Genomic DNA, 19,799 nt, shown 5'->3' with positions numbered 1-19,799 from the left:
ATTGCCTCCGACCAAATCACCAGTCGGGGCGATAGAATCAGAATTCCGCAGCCAGGGGAATCCTCAATGCGATTCCGCGTTCAATGGACGTGCTCTAGATCCGGGGTCCAGCGCGATCAAGTCCTTGATCGCGAGAGACTCTTTTCACGGCGCAGACGCGCCGTGGCTGGATGCCGGATCAAGTCCGGCATGACGGAGGAGAGATTATGACGTGCCGCGAAATGTAGAAGGCCCGCTCTTTCGAACGGGCCTTTCGTCTTTCAAAGCAACGTACCGCTGAGGATTACCAGCGCCACAGAGAAATAGATGACGAGGCCACTGACATCCACCAGTGTCGCGACGAAGGGGGCAGAGGCGCTGGCGGGATCGAGCCGCAGGCGCTGCAGCACGAAGGGCAGCATCGAGCCGGCGAGCGAACCGAAGGTGACGATGCCGACAAGCGCGGCAAAGACGGTTGCCCCCACCAGCAGCCAGTGCTCGCCATAGTCATAAAAGCCCGCCTGCTGCCAGACCGTCAGACGCAGGAAGCCGATGGCGCCCAGAATGCAGCCGAGCGTCAGGCCCGTCGGGATTTCCCGCAGAAGCACCCGCCACCAGTCGGAAAGCTTCAGCTCGCCAAGCGCCAGCGCCCGGATGATGAGCGAGGTGGCCTGCGAACCGGAGTTGCCGCCCGACGACATGATGAGCGGAATGAACAGCGTCAGCACCACGGCCTTTTCCAGCTCGCCCTCGAAATGCTGCATGGCGCTGGCCGTCAGCATTTCACCGAGGAAGAGCGCTGCGAGCCAGCCGGCGCGCTTGCGGATCATGTCCGGAAAGCCGATCGTCATATAGGGCTTGCCGAGCGCCTCCATACCACCGAACTTGTGGGCGTCTTCCGTGGTGTCGGCGATCATGGTGTCGATCACGTCGTCGACAGTGACGATGCCGAGAATATGCGAGCGGTCATCGACGACGGGCAGGGCCAGAAGGTCGTGCTTGCGGATCAGCCGGGCGACATCCTCCTGCGACATCAGGGGGCTGGCGCAGACGATGCCTTCCTTCGATGCGACGGAGAGGATGGAGGCGCCAGCTTCGCCGGTCAGCAGGCGACGCAGCGTCACGACGGTGGAGAGCGTTCCGTCCTCAGCCAGCACATAGATGGCATAGACCGTTTCACGCGACCGCTCGACGACGCGGATGTGCGAAAGGGTCTGTTCCACCGTCCAGTCATCAGGCACGCTGACGAATTCCGTGGTCATGATCGAGCCAGCGGTGCGCGGCGGATAACCCATCAGATGCTTGATGGAGAGAGCCGTCGTCCGGTCCAGCCGGGAAAACAGCTTTGCCCGCGGCTCTTCTTCCATTTCCGCCATGACGTCGGCCACGCGGTCGTCAGACATCAGGTTGACGAAGCGGGCGGCCTGTTCGACCGGAATATGGGCGATGATGGCGGCTGCGCCATGCAGTTCCGGCCGGTCAAGAATGGCGACGGCCTTTGACTGGGGCATGGCGAGGAGGGCGGTTGCGGCATCGCCGACATCGAGCGTGTTGAGGTGCTCGACGCGTTCGGCAATGGTGGTGGAGCCGGCATTTCCGCTACGAAGAAGACGTGCGGCCTTGCTGGCCCTCTGGGAGAGGTTGTGGAAGTTCATGATTGCTCACCTTTCCGTCGATTCGCCGATAACGGCGAACGCGGTGGTGAGCCGACAGCGGTCGGATCAGTTCACGTTCGCCGGTCTCGGCAAAGGCAATCGACTGCTACTGTCGCTAGACATCCAATGATGCTCCGTTGAAATCCGCGCCGTGCCGGTCGGCATGCGCGTAAGGCCGTGTTGCGCCTGAAACCGAAAAGAGTCAAGCACCCGATTATGAAATTTATGCAAGGTTGTGCACCGTGGCGAGGGGCGGCGGCGCAGGCTGTAAAGAAGGCGACTTCAAGCCGCCTTTTCCCGCCGTTCGACGGTGACGGAAACAAGGAAAACGCCAAGCCCGAGAAGGGAAAGAACCGCGCCGACATAACCTGTGGAGGCGTAACCGAAACCCATGGCGATGACGAGGCCGCCGAGCCAGGCGCCGAGCGCATTGGCGATGTTGAAGGCGGAATGGTTGGAGGCGGCGGCCAGCGTCTGCGCATCCTGCGCCACATCCATCAGCCGCGTCTGCACGGCCGGACAGGCGGCGAAACCGCAGCCGATCAGGAAGACGCAGAGGCAGAGCATGAAAGGATCCTGCGCCGTCATGCCGAACACGGTCATGACAAGCACGTTGAAGGCGAGCATGCCGCCAATCGTGCCGTTGAGCGAGATATCGGCCAGCCGCGAGCCGACCACATTGCCGACATTCATGCCGATGCCGAACAGCGCCAGCACCATGGAAACGGTGGAAACCGGCATCATCGCCACATCGGTGGTGGTCTTGGCGATATAGCTGAAGACCGAGAACATGCCGCCGAAGCCGACGGCGGCGATGGCGAGCGTCAGCCACACCTGCACGCGGCGGAAAGCGCCAAGCTCACGCCAGACGCTGGCGCCTTCCTCCACCCTGTCACGTGGCTGGAAGAACCAGAGCAGGGCCACCGTCAAAAGCGCGATGCCGCCGACCAGCATGAAGGCCGCGCGCCAGGAAAGCAGCTGGCCGAAGAAGGTGGCGAGCGGGGTGCCGAGCAGGGTGGCGATGGTGAGGCCGAGCATGACGCGGCCAACGGCGCGGGCGCGCTTGTGGATCGGCGCCATGGAGGCCGCCACCAGGGCCGCAACCCCGAAATAGGCTCCATGCGGCAGGCCGGTGATGAAGCGCAGAACGGTGAAGCTCAGGAAATCCGGCGCGACGGCGCTCAGGATATTACCGGCCGCAAAAAGCCCCATCAGGCCGAGAAGCAGGGTGCGGCGCGTCATGCGCGCGGCGAGAACCGCGATGATCGGCGCGCCGATGACGACGCCGAGCGCATAGGCCGTGATGACATAACCCGCCTGTGGAACGGTGACGCCATAGGTGGTGGCGACGTCCGGAAGCAGGCCCATGATGGCGAATTCGCCGGTGCCGATGCCGAAGCCGCCGGCGGCAAGCGCCAGTTCGATGAGCGCGATGGCAAGCGGGGAGAGGGCCACGGCAGGGGCGGCCGTGTAAACGGTTTCATTCTCCGCGCCAGGGCGGGCTTCGGACATATTCGACTGGCTCATCGTGACCTGAAAAGCGGGAAGGGCCCACAGAAAAAAGGGCAAGACCGTATGGGAGCGGTCTGCCCTGACTGGAGATGCGCGGTCATGAAAATGACCTTAAGTGATCCCTAACATGAAATGATGCGTTGCGGTAGAGCGATTCTCGGCAAAAGAGCATCTTCACGCGATGGTGTTCGGAACCCTATATAGGGTCAGGCATTTACGCGCGGCTGCCTCAGTGGATCGGGTTGGAAACATGAAGCTCATTGCAATTTTCAATCGTGACGGCGGCACGTTTCGCACCACCGACATGGAGGCCTATTGCGACCATGCCCGCGAGGTCTTCGCCCGCGCCGGCCACGCCATCGATTGCCGTCTGGTCTCCGGAAAGGATATCGTAGAGGAAATGGAGCGCGCCGCCGATGAGCCGGGCATTGAAGGCATCATTGCCGGCGGCGGCGACGGCACGATTTCCGCAGCAGCCGCCATCGCCTGGAAACACGGCATCGCGCTCGGGATCGTTCCGGCCGGCACCATGAACCTCTTCGCCCGCTCGCTGAAGCTGCCGCTCGATATTCGCCAGGCGCTGGAAACGCTGGCGAATGGCGAGATTGCCAGCGTCGACATCGCCAGCGCCAATGGCCGCCTCTTCGTTCACCAGTTTTCCGCGGGCCTGCATTCGCGCATGGTGCGCTATCGCAACAATCTCGCTTTTGCCTCCCGCCTCGGCAAGATCAAGGCAAGCATCCGCGCCGCCATCAGCGTCATCCTCAATCCGCCGGTCTTCGAGGTGGAATATACCGTCAACGGCAAAACGCAGCATCGCAAGGTCTCGGCCATTTCCGTCTCCAACAATGAATTCGGCCAGAGCTCGCTGCTGGTGGCGGATAATGTCTCGGGCGGCCATCTCGGCTTTTATCTCACCGATCCGTTGCGTCCTTCCGGCGTCGCGAAACTCGCTTTCGACATTCTGCGCGGCAGGCTGAAGGAAAACGACGCCGTGACCGCCATGACGGTGACAGATGTGGAGCTGCATTTTCCCAAGAAACGCCATGACCTGCGCTGCGTCATCGATGGCGAATTGTTGCCGATGGAGCGGGATGTGGCGCTCGAAGTCCATGCCGGCGAATTGAAGGTGCTGGTGGGGCGGTCGTTCTTCGCATAGCGCAACCGCATGTGACTTGAGTGTTATCCCACCGGCAATCTAGCTTCTATACCCCTAAACAACGCCAGTCTTGCCAAACCGAGGCCGCCCGGCCATGTTCGGCGGGCGCGGTGGCGTGAGCGCCGCTGCCTTTATGGGAGTGCGATCTGTCATGAATGAAATCTCCAAGCCGATGTCCAATCTCGCCGCCATCGATGCCGCCCATCACCTCCACCCCTTTTCCGACATGGGCAAGCTGAACGCCGCCGGCACCCGCATCATTGAGCGCGCGGAAGGGGTGTTCATCTATGACAGCACAGGCAAGAAATATCTCGACGCCTTTGCCGGCCTCTGGTGCGTGAATATCGGTTACGGACGCCGCGAGATCGCCGATGTCGTGCAGCGCCAGATGAACGAGCTGCCCTATTACAACGCGTTTTTCGGCACCACCACGCCGCCCGCGACACTTCTGGCGCAGAAGATCGCCTCGCGCGCCGGGCCAAAGATGAACCATGTGTTCTTCACCAATTCCGGTTCGGAGGCGACCGACACCTGGTTCCGCATGGCGCGCGTTTACTGGAAGGCGCTCGGCCATCCGACGAAAACCAAGGTGATTGCCCGCCGCAACGGCTATCACGGTTCGACGGTGGCCGGTGCATCGCTCGGCGGCATGAAATGGATGCACGAGCAGGGCAACCTGCCGATCGAGGGCGTGGCCCATATCGGCCAGCCCTATTGGTATGCCGAGGGCGGCGATCTTTCACCGGCCGAATTCGGCCTGAAGGTGGCGCGCGAACTGGAAGCGAAGATCGATGAACTCGGCGAGGAAAATGTCGCCGCTTTCGTGGCCGAACCCATTCAGGGCGCGGGCGGTGTCATCGTGCCGCCGGAAACCTACTGGCCGGAAATCGCCCGCATCTGCAAGGCGCGCAACATCCTGCTCGTCTCCGATGAGGTGATCTGCGGTTTCGGCCGTCTCGGTTCCTGGTTCGGTTACCAGCATTTCGGCGTGGAGCCGGATTTTGCGCCCGTCGCCAAGGGCCTGTCTTCCGGTTATCTGCCGATTGGCGGCGTCATCGTCTCGGATCGGGTGGCGGAGGTGATGTTGTCTGAGGTCGGTGACTTCAACCACGGCTTCACCTATTCCGGCCATCCCGTCTGCGCCGCTGCCGCCCTGGAAAACCTCCGTATCATCGAGGAGGAGGGACTGGTGGCACGGGTGCGCGACGATATCGGCCCTTATTTTTCCGAGGGCTGGAAAAGTCTGACGGATCACGAACTGGTCGGCGAGGCGGTGAATGTCGGCCTGATGGGCGGCCTGCAGATTACCGCCGACAAGGCGACGCGCCGGCGTTTCGCCAAGCCGGACGACATCGGAACCGCGGTGCGCAACCATTGCCTGGCAAACGGCCTTGTGATGCGCGCCACCGGCGACCGCATGCTGGCCTCACCGGCGCTGACGATCAGCCGCTCGGAGGTGGATGAGATCATAGAAACGCTGCGCAAGGGGCTCGACCACCTGCGCGATACGCGGGAGCATTTCCAGTAAAACTGCGTAGCGGTTTTACGTCCGGAAATGCGACAAAAAACTCTTAGGGAGGACTAACATGGCAGGACAGGAACATCATTACGCCGTTCAGGTGAAATGGACGGGCAATCGCGGCAAGGGGACTTCGGGTTATCGCGACTATGAACGCGACTACACGATTTCCACGTCGGGAAAAGCTGACATCGCCGGCTCCTCAGACCCCGCCTTCCGCGGCGATCCCGCCCGCTGGAACCCGGAAGACCTGCTGGTCGCCTCGCTCTCGGCCTGCCACAAGCTCTGGTACCTGCATTTCTGCTCGGTCAACGGCATCATCGTCGAAGACTATGTCGACAATGCCGAAGGCACGCTGGTGATGGAAAAGGATGGCGCGGGGCAATTCAGCGAAGTGGTGCTGAAACCGGTCATCACCATTTCGAAAGGCGATCCGGCCAGAGCAGATGAGCTGCACCATGATGCACACGAGAAATGCTTCATCGCACGCTCGGTGAATTTTCCCATCCGCGTGGAGGGGACGGTGAAGGTGGTTTGAGGCTCACGCCAGTCGCAGACCGAGATGATCGGCCATCGGCTGAAAGTCTCGGTCGTTTTGCAACAGCTTGTGCCCGTGCTCGATACAGTAGGTACCGATAATGAGGTCGTTGCTTTTTCTGATCGTATAGCCGCGCTCCCGCAGGAAGCGGTAATTGGCGGCGGCCTTGATGGCGAGCTGGGGCGACATCATCGCGACGCAGGGAAATTCGCCCATCATCTGCTCAAGGCGGCGCGCATGATGACCGTCACGCGCGCCTCTAAGCACCTCAAGAAGAATGATATCGCCGATCAGAATTTCGCCCTGCGCCATTAAAGCGCGAAACTTGGCGGAGAGGGTAGGCGCGTCTTTTCGAATAAATGAAATCCAGGCAGAGCTATCTGCTACGATCATTTGGCGTTTTTCACATCCCAGTCCGTCTCAGCATCCCAATCCGTCCGCATCTCGTCCAGATCACCTTCCCAGCCCATGCCCTCCAACGCATCGAGGGCGCGCATCTGACGATGAATGCGCACCAGATCGCGCAACGCTTTTTCCACCGTTGCCTTTTTTGTCGAAAGGCCGGTGATTTCCATCGCCTCGGCGAGCAAGGCGTCATCGAGTTCAATGTTGGTACGCATCGAAAATCCTTGGTGTATCGATTTTCGAAACAATACACCAAGGACGCTTTCCGCGATATCTGTTTTTACTGGAACGCCGTCTCGTAAAAGCTTCGAAGCTTGCGCGAATGCAGCGTCTCCGTCGGCATGGCAGCAAGTTTCTGCACGGCGCGGATGCCGATCTGCAGATGCTGGGCGACCTGGGTGCGGTAGAACTCCGTCGCCATGCCGGGCAGCTTCAATTCGCCATGCAGCGGCTTGTCGGAGACGCAGAGCAGGGTGCCGTAGGGCACGCGGAAGCGGAAGCCGTTGGCGGCGATGGTGGCCGATTCCATGTCGAGTGCTATGGCGCGGGACTGCGACAGGCGCTTGACGGGGCCGGCCTGATCGCGAAGTTCCCAGTTGCGGTTGTCGATGGTGGCGACGGTGCCGGTGCGCATGATGCGCTTCAGCTCGAAGCCCTCGTAGCCGGTAACTTCCGCCACGGCGCCTTCCAGCGCCACTTGCACTTCGGCCAGAGCCGGGATCGGCACCCAGACGGGCAGGTCGTCGTCGAGAACGTGATCTTCGCGCACATAGGCATGGGCCAGAACATAATCGCCAAGCCGCTGGCTGTTGCGCAGGCCAGCGCAGTGGCCAACCATCAGCCAGGCATGCGGGCGCAGCACGGCGATGTGGTCGGTGATCGTCTTGGCGTTGGAGGGCCCGACGCCGATATTGACGAGCGTGATGCCGGCATGGCCCTTCTTCTTCAGATGATAGGCGGGCATCTGCGGCAGGCGCGCGAGCACGGCATCCGTTTCCGGCTTGTCGCAACCGGCGGGGGTGACGATATTGCCCGGCTCCACGAAAGCCGTGTAACCCTCGCCGCCATTCTTCATCAACTGCCGCGCCCATGCGGCGAATTCATCGATATAGAACTGGTAGTTGGTAAACAGCACGAAGTTCTGGAAATGGCTGGCGCTGGTTGCCGTATAGTGGCTAAGGCGCGCTAGCGAATAATCGATGCGCTGCGCGGTAAAGGGGGCGAGCGGAGCGGGTTCGCCCGGCACCTGATCGTATTCGCCATTGGCGATGAGATCGTCGGTATTGTTGAGGTCGGGCGTATCGAAGAGATCGCGCAGCGGCACGTCGGACAGCGAAGAAGCCGCCGCCGCCTCGACATAGGCGCCTTCGCCGAAAGCGAAATGCAGCGGAATGGGCGTCGCCGATTCCGACACAGTGACCGGAACGCCGTGGTTCTTCATCAGAAGCCCCAGCTGTTCCTTGAGATAATGGCGGAAAAGCTCCGGCCGGGTGATGGTCGTCGTGTAAACGCCGGGGGCGGTGACATGGCCGTAGGAGAGACGCGAATCGACATGGCCGAAGGTGGCGGTCTCAAGGCTCACCTGCGGATAGCAGGCGCGGTAGCGCCCCGCAATCGGCGCGCCCTTGGCAAGCTCGGTGAAGGAATTGATCAGGAACGCCGTGTTGCGCTCGTAAAGCGCGTTCAAAGCCGCCACGGCTTCTTTCGGGTCCGTGAATGTCTGCGGCGCGAAAGGCTCAGGAGTGACGAAGGTGAGGGGCGGAATCGTTGGTTTTGCTATTGTCATGGCCCATTATAAGAGGCCAATTTCGACAGGCAAGCGACAGAAATACGAAGAAACTGAAAAGAAACGCAAAAAGGCAGTTCGAATAACAGCGGGTCGGCAGAAATTTCAGCCGAGCGCGCCACGCTGCAGGCTCATCAAAAGCACGAAGCCGGCGCCCTTGGAGGCGGGGCGGGGATCGGCCTTGTAAACCGCAAGTCCGGCGACCGGACCGAGAAAGATCGAGGCCATCAGCACCAGCCGCAGCGCGGAAAACAGGCCGTTGGAAAAACTTGTCGTCATCGGCCTGTCCTCACAACACGACGGGGCAATTGGCGGCGGGCGAGGGGCTATGCTGGCAGGCGATTGCCGCGCCCGCATTCACCCGCTGGAAACTGCGGTTCGGATTAACGACGAGCGAGGCGAAGGACATGGCGAAGATCGCCATGAGAAACGCGAAGATTGCCAGTCGGCTGATCAGCTTTGCCATGTCCATTCCCCTTATTGGAGTTGATGGACAGAGTTTTGCCACACTCGGACTGAACGGACCCTGAGACCCCGGTTCATATGGCATTCAGGGATGTTAACGGGCGGTGACATGACAGATTGATGCCGCAATGGCGCCGGGCATCTCGCGGGCCACCCGCTTTTCGATCAGGACAGAGGGGCTTCCGCACGTGCTGCAAGATCGGTCAGCAGGGTCTCGAATGCCTGAGGCTGGGTCACATCGACAACCGGCACGCGGTGCTCCTGCGCGGATGCCAGCATGTCCGTGTTTTCCCGCAACGAGCGCTCGATGAAGGCGTCGATGATCCGCCGCTTCTCAGCCGTTGCATCTTCATAGCGGGCGTGAGAGCGCATTCTCTCGAGAAGAAAATCATTGCCGGCATGAAGAAAGACGCCGGCCACCTCGCCGCCAAGCAGGGGTGAAATCAATTCCGGCCGCAGGGCCGCGCCCTCGAAGATTGTGGAACCGCCGGCGGCGGACCTGCTGTCGATCATCGTGCGGATCAGCGGCCAGATGTTCTGATGATGTATCTTCAGGAACCAGTGGATCGTTTCCGCCGAGAGCCGTGTGTAATATTCTTCCACCGGTGCCGGAATGCCCGGCCATGGCCTGCCCGGATGGCGGGCGAGACTGTCGGTCGATATCGCCTCGCAGCGCAGCCTTTCGCTCAGCTGGCCGGCAAGGGTGCTTTTGCCGACATGCGAAGTGCCCGCAATCAGGATTGTCGAAAGGGTGGGGCGCATGCGTCGCTCTCGTTGGTGTTGGGCGCAACGATACATCTACGGATATATGGCTTCCATGCGGCGTGCGTCCGCGGTCCCGGGCAAAATCCTTGGCAGCGCACCGTACCGTCAGGCGCGGGACCGCAGGCGGCAGGACAGAAGCCCGCCCGCCGCCCTGTCGATTACAGCCGCGTCCAGGTCTGCGATTTGCACAGAACCTTCAGCACGCAGCCCTTCATGCTCAGCGAGTTGCCGGAAACGGTGCCGGAGCCGCTATAGGTCTTGTCATTGGCGGGATCGGTGATTTCACCTGAATAGCTGTTTCCCTTGCCGGAAAGCTTGCCGATCTGTTTTCCGGCGTGTTTGCCGGTCTTCAGCGTCACGCAGAAGGCGCCGCCGCAGGGGCCGATCACGGCGGTCTCGCCACTGGCGGTCTTCCAGTTGCCTTCGATTGCCTCGGCGGCGAAGGCAAGGTTGCCGCTCAGCATGAGGGCGGCGGCAATCGTCATTATACGCTTCATAAAATTCCTCCCGAAATTCGCGCAGGCTTTCTCGAGCGGGCGGCCCAAAGACGCGATGCGCAGATCAAACCCTTTTGGCGTGCGAATGCGCCATCTCTGGCCCAAGCCGCCTGCGGCGCAACGATTGCTCCTTGCACCGCGCTATCCTGTGCCCGTTTCATCCTCATGACGGGCAGGGCGGATAGTATTTGACGTTCACGTAAAAGGAAACAGAAATTTGCGGCCCCGGCGTGGCATTTGCAGCGACGGGAGGAGCGAAAGAGGGAGAATTGGAAAATCGCTGTTTTGATTGTGGTGAAGGAAGGGTTTAAATCCAATTCTAAACTTTTCGTAAAATTCGCCGCAAAGTCCTTAATTTCCGCGGCTCGTGATATTTAACGAAAACCCAATTTTACCAATCGTTTGCAGTTTGTTTGCGGCCCATTAATCATGCCTTTTAAGCGACCGTTGAAGGCCCCGTGGCATAGTGAACTTATCAAAAGCGCAGGGAAAACCTGCCGGACGAAAGGACAAAAAAGCCGCAAAAGACGGCAGGTCCGGACGATGGCCTCGACAAGAAGGCGAATGATGAAACAGGCAGAAGGACAGGGATTAAAACAATGGCACGCTTTGAAATTCGCGATATCGAAATGGCTGCCGGTGGCGAAACCCGCGCCGACACTCTTTGCAATCTCGGCCTGGTCTATGCGACCGGCCGGGGCTGCAAGGTGGACCTGATCGCCGCCCATAAATGGCTCAACATCGCCGCGATCCGCGGATCGGAAAGAGCCGCTTCGCTGCGCGCCGATCTCGCCCGCAACATGACGAAATCGGAACTGGCCGAAGCGCTGCGCGCCGCCCGCGACTGGATGACGATGCACTGATCGACCCAGCCATTATTGAGATTGCCGGCCCGGTTCCCTCCAGTCCCGATGACCGGCGCAAAGGAAAGTAAACCCGAAGGGGAACGCGGCGAGGGCTTTGAAAAGGGCTTTTGCGCTGACACATCAAACCGCGACCGGCAGGAACAAGGCCGGCGCGGTTTTCTTATGTTTGGCGATGTCTCTTCGCCGGAAAACGATTCGCGGGCAGGGGCTTGCGGGCGGATGTTGATTCGATGCGTGCAACGAGCGGTATCGGATCATATGCCGACTCGCCCGACACCCTCATCCCTGTGCTTGTCTCAGGGATCCAGCCAGCCCAAGTCCTTGGGCTGAGAAGAGTCCTCTCGCCGCGCGGACGCGCGTCGGCTGGATTCCTGTGACAAGCACAGGAATGAGGGTGGGTTGGGAGCTTACCCGATCGCCTTGAGGACCTTCGGCAGCGCCTGCTCGAAAAGGTCGAGCTTGTCACCCGGCCCCACGCTCACGCGAATGCAGCGGTTGAGCGGCGCGACGCCCGGCATGCGGATGAAGACGCCATGTTCCATCAGCCCATCGACGATGGCGCGGGCATAAGCCCCGTCGCGGTGGCAATCGATGGTGACGAAATTGGTGGCGGAGGGGAGCGGTGAAAGGCCGTTATTACGGGCGATTGCCGAAATACGCTCACGGGCGTCGGAAATTTTACCAACGACTTCATGCAGATAGGCCTGATCCTTCAACGCCGCCAAAGCGCCGGCGGCCGAAATGCGCGCCATGCCGAAATGGTTGCGGATCTTGTCGAAGGCTTCGACATTGCCGAGCGTGCCGATGGCGTAACCCACGCGCGCACCCGCCAGCCCATAGGCTTTCGAGAAGGTGCGCATGCGCAGAATGTTCGGCTGGCCGATCAGCGCGTCGATGGCCGGCACGGCGCTGGCTGGCGCGGTTTCGCAATAGGCCTCATCCAGAATGAGCAGGCAGGTTTCCGGCAACGCGCGGGCAAAGGCGATCACTTCGCTCGCTTCCCACCAGCTTCCCATCGGATTGTCGGGATTGGCGAAATAAACGAGCGGCGCATTTTCCCGGATGACGAGATCGAGAAGCCCGTCAAGGTCTTCGTGATCGTCGACATAGGGTGTGGTCACGAGTTTCCCGCCAAAACCGTTCACATGGTAATTGAAGGTGGGGTAGCCGCCAAAAGAGGTGACGACAGGCGTGCCCGGCTCGACGATCAGCCGCGTGATCTCACCCAGCAGCCCATCGACGCCGCTGCCGATGGCGATATTGCCGCGTGCAACGCCATGGTGGATGGCAAGCGCTTCCTTCAGCTCATAATTTTCCGGATCGCTGTACATCCACGTCTCCGCCGCCGCATCGCGCATGGCCAGAAGCACGGAAGGGGCGGGGCCGAAGCCGCTCTCATTGGCGCCGATACGCGCTTCAACCTTCAGGCCGCGGTTGCGCTCGATGGCTTCGGGGCCGACGAAGGGAACGGTTGAGGGAAGCGAAGCGGCAAGCGGCGTGAGGCGGGAAAAGGCTGACATTGTTTAATCCGATATGCAGTTGGAAAGTCTCGTTCCGAGCAAAGCTCAATTCGCCACAATGGGTCAGATTTCCGACGGTTTGGAAACCCCTTCCTGCCGGAATTTACGCTCATGCCCGGTCCGCAGGCGCGACGGGCGGCTGGAAATGCTGTCCCGATGGGGCTTAGCTCCACGGCGCGACGTCCCGATTTTGACGATCTCGGTTGAAAATCGACCTCTCAGGCTGGGCTCCGCAGGCGGCCAAGCGATGGATTGCCGCAATGTTGCATCCATTCGTCAAATGCTTGTTGCAATTAATTCCTAATTGCAGAATATAGATAAGCTGGCGAGTATAGTTATTTTTATTGCAAATGATTCTTAGTTGCAAAAATGCAAATGAAATCGATAGTTCTCACGACAAACAGCCGCCGCAAGAGATGAAAATGGAAAGAAAGTCGCAAATGGAGAAGACGTCACCGACGCGATTGACGGGTGAACTGGTCAGCCGCAGAGGGTTGCTCGCCGGCGGGCTCGTGGCTGCGGGAGGAGGGGCGCTTCTGGCCACAAGCGCCTCCGGCCAGACCGCGCATTCAGCTCACGGGGCGACAGCGCCGGGCTCGGCTCCGGCCGATAGCGCGGCGAAAGCCCACGGCGCGCATGGTTCGATGATGACGGTCGGCGAGGTCGATCCGCAAACCAACGGTTTCGACCCCCACGACATGCTGACGGATTGGGAAACCGGCTCGGTGGAGCGCACCGCTGATGGGCGCACCCTTCGCACCTTCGAGATTACCGCCGAGGACAAGGATATCGAGATTGCACCCGGTGTCATGTTTCCGGCCTGGACTTACAATGGCCGCGTGCCGGGACCGACCCTGCGCGCCAGGGAAGGTGACCGTATCCGGGTGAATTTCAGGAATTACGGTTCCCACCCGCATTCCCTGCACTTCCACGGCATTCATTCAGCAAGGATGGACGGCATTCCGGGCACGCCGGGCATGGTCGATCCGGGCGGTGAATTCACCTACGAATTCGACGCCAGGCCTTTCGGCTGCCATCTGTATCATTGCCACAACGTGCCGCTGCGCCGGCACATGCACAAGGGCATGTATGGCGCCTTCATCATCGATCCGGATCCCGACCGGCATCCCGAGCACGCCGACGTCGCCCGCTCGCGCCTGCTCGGCACGCCCGAAAATGCGGGCTGGCAGGAAATGGTGATGGTATCGAACGCATTCGACACCAATTTCGACGAGGAGAACGAGTTCTACGCCGTCAATACGGTCGCACACGCCTTCGCCAAGAAGCCGATCAGAATTCTCCGCTCGAAGCCGGTGCGCATCTATCTCGTCAACGTGCTGGAATTCGATCCGATCAATTCCTTCCATCTGCATGCGAATTTCTTCAATTATTTCAATCAGGGAACGACGCTGACGCCGACATTGCAGACCGTCGACCTCATCACCCAGTGCCAGGCGGAGCGCGGCATTCTGGAGTTCAGCTTCGCCGAGCACGAGCCCGGACTTTATATGTTCCACCCCCATCAGACGGAGTTCACCGAACTCGGCTGGATGGGCATGTTCGACGTCGTGGAGTCGCTGTCATGAATGTCATGGAAACGAAAAAAATATCCGCGCCCGCCCGCTTCGGCCTCACGCTCGTCTGGATCGTCCTGCCGCTTCTGGCGCTGGCCGCCGCCATCGCCTGGATTTTCGCCGCCGACCCGCTCGGGCGGCTCGACAACGGCGCGCCGCCCGTCGAAAACCTCACCTTCGAGCGCACCATCCTCAACGACAGGGGCCTGCAATTGCTGGTCCGGGCTGGCGGTTCGGAGCCGATGACGATAGCGCAGGTACAGGTGGATGCGGCCTACTGGACGTTCACTCAATCGCCTGCGGGTGAAATTCCGAGGGGGTCGTCCGTCTGGCTCAACATCGATTTTCCGTGGAATCTCGCCGATACCCACGCGGTCACCGTGGTCACCAACACCGGCGCGAGCTTCGACCACGAGATCGCCGTGGCGGTGCCGACGCCCACCGCGACATCCGGGCAACTCTGGATTCAGGCTCTGGTCGGCATCATCGTCGGCGTCGTTCCCGTCGCCATCGGCCTGATGTTCTATCCCGCTTTGCGCAATGTCGACCAAAGCGGCATGAATTTCCTGCTGGCGCTGACAATCGGCCTGCTGCTTTATCTTCTCATCGACATGACGGAAGAGGCGCTGGAAATCGCCGGCGAAACGGCGGCGCTGTTTCAGGGCCGGGTGATGGTCGTACTCGGCGCCTTTGCGGCCTTCCTGATCCTGATGGCGGTCGGCCGTCGGCATGGCACGCCGACTGGGCTTGCGCTCGCGACTTACATCGCGCTTGGCATCGGCCTGCATAATTTCGGCGAAGGGCTGGCGATCGGCGCTGCCTTTGCGGCGGGTTCGGCGGGGCTCGGTGCGTTTCTCGTGCTGGGCTTTGCGATCCACAACATTACCGAGGGTATCGGCATCGCCGCGCCGATCCTCAAAAAACGGCCGTCATTGTGGATTTTCGCCGGACTTACCCTTCTGGCCGGCGGCCCGGCGGTGCTTGGCATGTGGCTCGGCAGTCTCGCTTATGCACCGCAATGGACAGCTTTCGCGCTCGCCATCGGGGCCGGAGCCATCCTGCAGGTCATTGTCGAGGTCTCGGCCTACATGATCCGCAGCAACGCCCGCAACTTCGCCTCCCTCTCCCTGTCTCCGGCAGTCCTTGGCGGCCTCGGAGCGGGAATAATGTTCATGTACGTCACGGCGGCGGTCGTGAAGATATGATGACGGCCGCCCCGATATTCTCGATCTCTGCCTGCGATGCGGTGAGCCGGAAGAACGGGGCGGCAGATTTGGATGCCGAATCTATCAGATACAGCGAGGTGGCGGTCCCGCCGCTTCGCATGCCTATTCCGTGAGCTCCGCTTTTGCGGCGGTCATCATGATGTCTCGAAGCTCAGGCGTCGCACATGGTGTAGGAACTCCGCATCGATCAGCATATTGAAGCCGATCGTCACTTTTTCCTCTTCGCGGCGGATCAGCGTGCAGCCGATCTCATCGCGGATACCGAGAATTTCCAGATAGAAATTGGCCGGCATTTCCAGATCGGGGCTGACATCCAGTTCCGCGCCGTAAAGGGAAATGGTCCGCACCAGGCAGCGCATGGTGTCCTTGGCGCTGAGATGATGCCCGATGAAGGTGATCTTGCCGGGCCGGTCGATCTGAAATTTCTCGTACATCTCGTCCTGGGGGACGTTCTGACGGGGATCCATATGCAAAGCCATGACAACCTCCCGGATTGCCTCTTTTGATGCCGATTTTAACGCCGCTTCCTTGCCAGGGCATGAAGGAAATGCGCGCAATTGTCTGTTCTGTGTCTCGATCTCGACCAATCTTCCCTTCGGAAGCCGATGTTTCCGCTATGGAAATGCGCTCGGTCCCATCCGGTTGCAGCCTGTGCTGATACTGCGTCACGCTTGCACGGGGCTGGTGTTGACTGGGGCCGTACTTGGCGTTACGCCTGAGCCTTGCAATATCGCTTCGCGAGGCCCGGCAGGACCGGCGCTTCGTGATTCTTCTGGGAGTGGACTGTGACGGGAAGGCTGGTAATCGTCGGGGCGGGGCAGGCCGCTTTCGCGCTGGCGTCGAAGCTGCGGGCGCTGAAGGATGAGCGCCCCATCACCATCGTCGGTTCCGAGGATGCCTATCCTTACCAGAGGCCGCCGCTCTCCAAAAAATATCTTCTCGGCGAGATGAGCTTCGACCGGCTGATGTTCCGGCCGGAGGAATGGTACGCGGAGAACAATGTCGATATCCGGCTTTCCACCTGGGTGGAGGAGATAGACCGCGCCGCCAACTCCCTGCGCACGCAGGATGGCAGCACGCTTTCCTATGACAGGCTGGTGCTGGCGACCGGGGCGGCTCCCCGCCTGCTGCCCGCCAGCATTGGCGGCGATCTGGAAGGCGTCCTGACCGTTCGCGACAAGCGCGATGCCGACCGGCTTATGGAGGAGATGAAGCCGGGCCGCAGGCTGCTGGTGATCGGCGGCGGCTATATCGGTCTCGAAGCAGCCGCTGTCGCGCGCAAGCTCGGCCTCGAAGTGACTTTGATCGAAATGGCCGACCGCATTCTCCAGCGTGTGGCGGCGAAGGAAACCGCCGATATCATGCGCGGCATCCATCAGGCCCACGGCGTTTCCATTCGCGAAAAGACTGGCCTTGTGCGCCTTGTCGGCATGGATGGCCGGGTGGCCGCCGCCGAACTGTCCGACGGCTCGATGCTGGATGTGGACTTTGTGATTGTCGGCATCGGCGTGACGCCGAATGATCGCCTCGCTCGCGAATCGGGCCTTGATGTCGGCAATGGCATCGTGGTGGATGACCATACCCGCACCTCCGACAGCGCCATTCATGCCGTGGGCGATTGCGCGCTGCTGCCCTGGCGCGGCCAGCATGTGCGTCTCGAATCGGTACAGAACGCAGTCGATCAGGCCGAGGCGGCCGCTGCCGTGCTCACCGGGGCTGAAGCCGCCTATGATCCGAAGCCATGGTTCTGGTCGGATCAATATGACGCCAAGCTGCAGATCGCCGGTTTCAACCTGGGTTACGACGAGACGATGCTGAGGCAGGGCGCGCGTGAGGGCAGCTGGTCCGTCTGGTATTTTCGCGATGGGCGATTCGTGGCGGTGGATGCCGTCAACGATGCCAAGGCCTATGTCGCGGGCAAGAAACTGCTCGATACCGGCGCGGAGCCGGATCGCGCCATCCTGGCGGATGCTTCCGCCGATCTGAAATTACTGCTTTCCTGAGGATATCATGCCTGCTCCCGAAAACCTTTTCAAAACCGCCATCCATGCCGGCAAGCCGCAGATCGGCCTCTGGCTCGATATGGGTGAGGCCATCACGGCGGAAATCGCCGGTACGGCGGGGTTCGACTGGCTGGTGATCGACGGCGAGCATGGGCCGAACGATCTGCGCAGCATCATCGACCAACTGCGCGCCCTTGCCACGTCGCCTGCGGAGCCCGTCGTGCGCGTGCCGGTCGGCGAAAGCTGGATGATCAAGCAGCTTCTGGATGCGGGTGCGCGCACGCTTCTGGTGCCGATGGTCGATTCGGCAACCCAGGCGAAGTATCTGGTCAGCGCCATGCATTATCCGCCGCGCGGCATTCGCGGCATGGGTGCTGCCGTTGCCCGCGCTTCCGCCTTCAACACGATAACCGACTATGCCGACAGCGCCTCGGACAGCGTCTGCCTGCTGGTGCAGGCCGAAACGCGCGCGGCGATCAACGATCTCGACAATATTCTTGCGGTGGAGGGTGTGGACGGCGTCTTCATCGGCCCGGCGGATCTGGCCGCCGATATGGGCTATCTCGGCAGGATAGACGAGCCGGAAGTGCAGGCGGTGATCGAGGCGGCCATCGTCAAGATTGTCAAGGCGGGCAAGGCCGCCGGTATTCTCACCTTCAACGAAACCTATAATCGCCGCTATCTCGAACTCGGCGCATCCTTCGTGGCCGTCGGTGCGGATGTGACGGAATTCGCCAGCACCCTGCGTGCGCTCTCGGCCCGCTACAAGGGCGGAGCAGCGCCTGCGCCATCCCGGTCTGGCTATTAATTCAGTCGTCGTTGCTGGCGTTCAGCTTTTCCGGCGGAATGCCTTCCTCGCCGGAGGCGAGATAACCGGTGTTGATAAGGGCGGCGCGAATGATGCGCTGGATGGCCTCATCCCTGTCGACGCCGTGATCCCTCGCAAAATCCGACAAAGCCGCTTCAAGATCGTCGCTGAACCGCATATCCGCCCCCATTCATCACATTTCAAATAAATACGAAAAGGCAAGGCAGGATAGACCCGCCTTGCCTCAATTTTAATTCGATGCGGCGATCAGCGCCAGCGATAAAGGCTGCTGTTCGACGAGTTCTGCTGCGTGCTCGCGCCAACCGCGTAACCGATGGCAAAACCGAGTGCGCCAACGATCGTCAGCAGGGAGGTCGCCGTCCCGGGATTTTCCTTGACAGCTTCCACGACATTCTGGCCCTGGGCGCGGACATTGGATGCCGCTTTGCGGACGCGGCCTCGCGCCTCGTCCAGAAACTCGGAAGCATCCTCGCTCACACCTTCCGCGCGGGCGGATACGGATTTGGAGAGGGATGAAATCTGCGAGCGCAACTCCGCAATCTGGTTTTCGATCGTGTCTTCGACAACATTCAGTTTGGTCTGAGCCATTAGAACACCTCTTTTGTTACCGAAGGCAGAACGTGCCGGCCTGCAAGAAGTTCCCGAAAGGCCCGCAAAGTTTCGCGGGACGATGTTCAGCCAACAGGTTTTTGTGCTTCTTGGCGAAAAAGCCTTGCAATCATTTTTTTTACGCAATAATCAGGCCGCACCGGAGAGGTGGCCGAGTGGTCGAAGGCGCTCCCCTGCTAAGGGAGTATACGTCAAAAGCGTATCGTGGGTTCGAATCCCATCCTCTCCGCCATAAACCTTGTTTTCATTGCATAATTCGGCTTTTTTCGCCACTTGCCATAACTTGGTCGGTGCATTTTCCGCTGTGAATATGTCGTCCAGATAGCGAAAACCCGCCAGTTGGTGATTCTGGCGGGTCTTCTTGGCGCTGTGTTTTTCAATGTGATTGATAAAGTTGCCGAGCAATACTCGTATTTCCCACCGCTTTTGGCCTGTGCTGTTGATATGTCATGCACACGGATTGATTTGCGTTCGTCCATAATTGATTGTCCTGGACTGGGTAAAGGTTCAGGTGATGAAGAAGAAGTTACAGGTTTTTGTTTCAAGCACGTTCACTGATTTGCAGACAGAGCGGCAGGCAGCTGTGCAGGCGATCTTAAAGGCTGGCCATATTCCGGCGGGCATGGAGCTTTTCACGGCTAGCGACAAGTCCCAGTGGGAAATCATTAAGCGTTGGATTGATGAATCCGATGTTTACATGCTGATACTGGGTGGACGGTACGGGTCCGTCGACAAGGAAACTGGCGTCAGTTACACGGAGATGGAATACGATTACGCGGTAACGCAAAAGAAGCGTAAGCGGCAAGGAGACCCCATCTGGCGCGGCTGATGCTGAGTAGGGTATTGGGGGCATACGAGTTCTCTGAATGTGAGGATCTATGTCTAGACCTGC

The 19,799-nt window shown here is 60.3% G+C and carries 23 protein-coding genes and 1 tRNA gene; 11 read left to right on the top strand and 13 right to left on the bottom strand.

Annotation, left to right across the window (positions count from 1 at the left end):
- Positions 1–260: 260 nt before the first annotated feature.
- Both mgtE and ACQZ5K_RS26240 read right to left on the bottom strand, forming a co-directional pair.
- Complete coding sequence (gene mgtE, locus ACQZ5K_RS26245; RefSeq protein ID WP_448741958.1) at positions 261–1,634, bottom strand: magnesium transporter; 1,374 nt, start codon at positions 1,632–1,634, stop codon at positions 261–263.
- Between the two features lie 282 nt (positions 1,635–1,916).
- Positions 1,917–3,161, bottom strand: coding sequence for an MFS transporter (locus ACQZ5K_RS26240; protein WP_448741957.1), 1,245 nt, complete (start codon positions 3,159–3,161; stop codon positions 1,917–1,919).
- Between the two features lie 235 nt (positions 3,162–3,396).
- Here ACQZ5K_RS26240 and ACQZ5K_RS26235 point away from each other — a divergent pair, with 235 nt between their 5' ends.
- From ACQZ5K_RS26235 to ACQZ5K_RS26225, 3 genes are all read left to right on the top strand, one after another.
- Positions 3,397–4,305 (top strand): diacylglycerol/lipid kinase family protein, encoded by a 909-nt coding sequence (locus ACQZ5K_RS26235; protein ID WP_448741956.1) that lies wholly within the window; start codon positions 3,397–3,399, stop codon positions 4,303–4,305.
- A 151-nt stretch (positions 4,306–4,456) separates the two neighbouring features.
- The gene (locus ACQZ5K_RS26230) at positions 4,457–5,833 is read left to right on the top strand and encodes an aspartate aminotransferase family protein (RefSeq protein ID WP_448741955.1); all 1,377 of its coding nucleotides are present in this window, start codon (positions 4,457–4,459) and stop codon (positions 5,831–5,833) included.
- 58 nt (positions 5,834–5,891) lie between these two features.
- The gene (locus ACQZ5K_RS26225) at positions 5,892–6,362 is read left to right on the top strand and encodes an OsmC family protein (protein ID WP_035218150.1); all 471 of its coding nucleotides are present in this window, start codon (positions 5,892–5,894) and stop codon (positions 6,360–6,362) included.
- Positions 6,363–6,365: 3 nt separating this feature from the next.
- Here ACQZ5K_RS26225 and vapC read toward each other — a convergent pair whose 3' ends face one another.
- The 7 genes from vapC to ACQZ5K_RS26190 form a co-directional block, all read right to left on the bottom strand.
- Positions 6,366–6,755, bottom strand: coding sequence for a type II toxin-antitoxin system VapC family toxin (gene vapC, locus ACQZ5K_RS26220; protein WP_196379409.1), 390 nt, complete (start codon positions 6,753–6,755; stop codon positions 6,366–6,368).
- Complete coding sequence (locus ACQZ5K_RS26215; protein WP_003524105.1) at positions 6,752–6,982, bottom strand: type II toxin-antitoxin system VapB family antitoxin; 231 nt, start codon at positions 6,980–6,982, stop codon at positions 6,752–6,754. The genes vapC and ACQZ5K_RS26215 overlap by 4 nt, the downstream gene beginning before the upstream one ends.
- A gap of 65 nt (positions 6,983–7,047) precedes the next feature.
- Positions 7,048–8,553 carry an AMP nucleosidase gene (gene amn / locus ACQZ5K_RS26210; protein ID WP_080852421.1) on the bottom strand — a complete coding sequence of 502 codons (1,506 nt, stop codon included), beginning with the start codon at positions 8,551–8,553 and terminating at the stop codon, positions 7,048–7,050.
- A gap of 105 nt (positions 8,554–8,658) precedes the next feature.
- Positions 8,659–8,832, bottom strand: a complete 174-nt coding sequence (locus ACQZ5K_RS26205; protein ID WP_003509979.1) for a hypothetical protein — start codon at positions 8,830–8,832, stop codon at positions 8,659–8,661.
- Positions 8,833–8,842: 10 nt separating this feature from the next.
- Positions 8,843–9,025 carry a hypothetical protein gene (locus ACQZ5K_RS26200; protein ID WP_020809511.1) on the bottom strand — a complete coding sequence of 61 codons (183 nt, stop codon included), beginning with the start codon at positions 9,023–9,025 and terminating at the stop codon, positions 8,843–8,845.
- A 158-nt stretch (positions 9,026–9,183) separates the two neighbouring features.
- Positions 9,184–9,780: a hypothetical protein gene (locus ACQZ5K_RS26195; protein ID WP_448741954.1), complete on the bottom strand. Its 597-nt coding sequence runs from the start codon at positions 9,778–9,780 to the stop codon at positions 9,184–9,186.
- A gap of 161 nt (positions 9,781–9,941) precedes the next feature.
- A complete protein-coding gene (locus ACQZ5K_RS26190; protein WP_003524108.1) occupies positions 9,942–10,280 on the bottom strand; it encodes a DUF2147 domain-containing protein in 339 nt (112 codons plus the stop codon).
- Between the two features lie 599 nt (positions 10,281–10,879).
- Between ACQZ5K_RS26190 and ACQZ5K_RS26185 the strand changes: the two genes are divergently transcribed.
- Positions 10,880–11,143, top strand: coding sequence for an SEL1-like repeat protein (locus tag ACQZ5K_RS26185; protein WP_003524109.1), 264 nt, complete (start codon positions 10,880–10,882; stop codon positions 11,141–11,143).
- A gap of 410 nt (positions 11,144–11,553) precedes the next feature.
- Here the strand turns inward: ACQZ5K_RS26185 and ACQZ5K_RS26180 are convergent, their stop codons facing one another.
- A complete protein-coding gene (locus ACQZ5K_RS26180) occupies positions 11,554–12,666 on the bottom strand; it encodes a pyridoxal phosphate-dependent aminotransferase (protein WP_448741953.1) in 1,113 nt (370 codons plus the stop codon).
- A 440-nt stretch (positions 12,667–13,106) separates the two neighbouring features.
- On the opposite strand from ACQZ5K_RS26180, the gene ACQZ5K_RS26175 reads away from it, so the two are divergent.
- Both ACQZ5K_RS26175 and ACQZ5K_RS26170 read left to right on the top strand, forming a co-directional pair.
- Complete coding sequence (locus tag ACQZ5K_RS26175) at positions 13,107–14,252, top strand: multicopper oxidase domain-containing protein (protein WP_448741952.1); 1,146 nt, start codon at positions 13,107–13,109, stop codon at positions 14,250–14,252.
- Positions 14,249–15,445, top strand: a complete 1,197-nt coding sequence (locus ACQZ5K_RS26170) for a ZIP family metal transporter (protein ID WP_448741951.1) — start codon at positions 14,249–14,251, stop codon at positions 15,443–15,445. The genes ACQZ5K_RS26175 and ACQZ5K_RS26170 overlap by 4 nt, the downstream gene beginning before the upstream one ends.
- Positions 15,446–15,600: 155 nt before the next feature.
- On the opposite strand, the gene ACQZ5K_RS26165 is transcribed toward ACQZ5K_RS26170, so the two are convergent.
- Entirely contained in the window at positions 15,601–15,945 is a 345-nt protein-coding gene (locus ACQZ5K_RS26165) for a hypothetical protein (protein WP_020809517.1), read from the bottom strand.
- A 306-nt stretch (positions 15,946–16,251) separates the two neighbouring features.
- Here ACQZ5K_RS26165 and ACQZ5K_RS26160 point away from each other — a divergent pair, with 306 nt between their 5' ends.
- Positions 16,252–17,469, top strand: a complete 1,218-nt coding sequence (locus tag ACQZ5K_RS26160) for an NAD(P)/FAD-dependent oxidoreductase (protein WP_448741950.1) — start codon at positions 16,252–16,254, stop codon at positions 17,467–17,469.
- Positions 17,470–17,476: 7 nt separating this feature from the next.
- Positions 17,477–18,277 (top strand): aldolase/citrate lyase family protein, encoded by an 801-nt coding sequence (locus tag ACQZ5K_RS26155; protein WP_448741949.1) that lies wholly within the window; start codon positions 17,477–17,479, stop codon positions 18,275–18,277.
- 1 nt (position 18,278) lies between these two features.
- Here the strand turns inward: ACQZ5K_RS26155 and ACQZ5K_RS26150 are convergent, their stop codons facing one another.
- Together ACQZ5K_RS26150 and ACQZ5K_RS26145 are read right to left on the bottom strand one after the other, a co-directional pair.
- Positions 18,279–18,455 (bottom strand): hypothetical protein, encoded by a 177-nt coding sequence (locus tag ACQZ5K_RS26150; RefSeq protein ID WP_003524115.1) that lies wholly within the window; start codon positions 18,453–18,455, stop codon positions 18,279–18,281.
- Between the two features lie 89 nt (positions 18,456–18,544).
- Complete coding sequence (locus ACQZ5K_RS26145; protein ID WP_448737526.1) at positions 18,545–18,886, bottom strand: hypothetical protein; 342 nt, start codon at positions 18,884–18,886, stop codon at positions 18,545–18,547.
- A gap of 162 nt (positions 18,887–19,048) precedes the next feature.
- Between ACQZ5K_RS26145 and ACQZ5K_RS26140 the strand changes: the two genes are divergently transcribed.
- From ACQZ5K_RS26140 to ACQZ5K_RS26130, 3 genes are all read left to right on the top strand, one after another.
- Positions 19,049–19,139: transfer RNA gene (locus ACQZ5K_RS26140), tRNA-Ser, on the top strand.
- 107 nt (positions 19,140–19,246) lie between these two features.
- Positions 19,247–19,465 carry a hypothetical protein gene (locus tag ACQZ5K_RS26135; protein WP_448741948.1) on the top strand — a complete coding sequence of 73 codons (219 nt, stop codon included), beginning with the start codon at positions 19,247–19,249 and terminating at the stop codon, positions 19,463–19,465.
- Positions 19,422–19,736 carry a DUF4062 domain-containing protein gene (locus tag ACQZ5K_RS26130; protein WP_448741947.1) on the top strand — a complete coding sequence of 105 codons (315 nt, stop codon included), beginning with the start codon at positions 19,422–19,424 and terminating at the stop codon, positions 19,734–19,736. The genes ACQZ5K_RS26135 and ACQZ5K_RS26130 overlap by 44 nt, the downstream gene beginning before the upstream one ends.
- The last annotated feature ends 63 nt before the right edge of the window (positions 19,737–19,799 follow it).

The sequence above is a fragment of the Agrobacterium sp. 22-226-1 genome (assembly GCF_053522345.1).
The sequence above is the reverse complement of the archived record's forward strand: the minus strand, read 5'-3'. Positions and strand labels throughout refer to the sequence as shown.

Coding starts and splice junctions, on each gene's coding strand:
- amn (WP_080852421.1), bottom strand. CDS start 8,553: ATGACAATAGCAAAACCAACGATTCCGCCCCTCACCTTCGTCACTCCT.
- ACQZ5K_RS26175 (WP_448741952.1), top strand. CDS start 13,107: ATGGAGAAGACGTCACCGACGCGATTGACGGGTGAACTGGTCAGCCGC.
- ACQZ5K_RS26185 (WP_003524109.1), top strand. CDS start 10,880: ATGGCACGCTTTGAAATTCGCGATATCGAAATGGCTGCCGGTGGCGAA.
- ACQZ5K_RS26190 (WP_003524108.1), bottom strand. CDS start 10,280: ATGAAGCGTATAATGACGATTGCCGCCGCCCTCATGCTGAGCGGCAAC.
- ACQZ5K_RS26165 (WP_020809517.1), bottom strand. CDS start 15,945: ATGGCTTTGCATATGGATCCCCGTCAGAACGTCCCCCAGGACGAGATG.
- mgtE (WP_448741958.1), bottom strand. CDS start 1,634: ATGAACTTCCACAACCTCTCCCAGAGGGCCAGCAAGGCCGCACGTCTT.
- ACQZ5K_RS26230 (WP_448741955.1), top strand. CDS start 4,457: ATGAATGAAATCTCCAAGCCGATGTCCAATCTCGCCGCCATCGATGCC.
- ACQZ5K_RS26145 (WP_448737526.1), bottom strand. CDS start 18,886: ATGGCTCAGACCAAACTGAATGTTGTCGAAGACACGATCGAAAACCAG.
- ACQZ5K_RS26195 (WP_448741954.1), bottom strand. CDS start 9,780: ATGCGCCCCACCCTTTCGACAATCCTGATTGCGGGCACTTCGCATGTC.
- ACQZ5K_RS26215 (WP_003524105.1), bottom strand. CDS start 6,982: ATGCGTACCAACATTGAACTCGATGACGCCTTGCTCGCCGAGGCGATG.
- ACQZ5K_RS26235 (WP_448741956.1), top strand. CDS start 3,397: ATGAAGCTCATTGCAATTTTCAATCGTGACGGCGGCACGTTTCGCACC.
- ACQZ5K_RS26170 (WP_448741951.1), top strand. CDS start 14,249: ATGAATGTCATGGAAACGAAAAAAATATCCGCGCCCGCCCGCTTCGGC.
- ACQZ5K_RS26240 (WP_448741957.1), bottom strand. CDS start 3,161: ATGAGCCAGTCGAATATGTCCGAAGCCCGCCCTGGCGCGGAGAATGAA.
- ACQZ5K_RS26200 (WP_020809511.1), bottom strand. CDS start 9,025: ATGGACATGGCAAAGCTGATCAGCCGACTGGCAATCTTCGCGTTTCTC.
- ACQZ5K_RS26225 (WP_035218150.1), top strand. CDS start 5,892: ATGGCAGGACAGGAACATCATTACGCCGTTCAGGTGAAATGGACGGGC.
- ACQZ5K_RS26180 (WP_448741953.1), bottom strand. CDS start 12,666: ATGTCAGCCTTTTCCCGCCTCACGCCGCTTGCCGCTTCGCTTCCCTCA.
- ACQZ5K_RS26155 (WP_448741949.1), top strand. CDS start 17,477: ATGCCTGCTCCCGAAAACCTTTTCAAAACCGCCATCCATGCCGGCAAG.
- ACQZ5K_RS26205 (WP_003509979.1), bottom strand. CDS start 8,832: ATGACGACAAGTTTTTCCAACGGCCTGTTTTCCGCGCTGCGGCTGGTG.
- ACQZ5K_RS26130 (WP_448741947.1), top strand. CDS start 19,422: ATGAAGAAGAAGTTACAGGTTTTTGTTTCAAGCACGTTCACTGATTTG.
- ACQZ5K_RS26150 (WP_003524115.1), bottom strand. CDS start 18,455: ATGCGGTTCAGCGACGATCTTGAAGCGGCTTTGTCGGATTTTGCGAGG.
- vapC (WP_196379409.1), bottom strand. CDS start 6,755: ATGATCGTAGCAGATAGCTCTGCCTGGATTTCATTTATTCGAAAAGAC.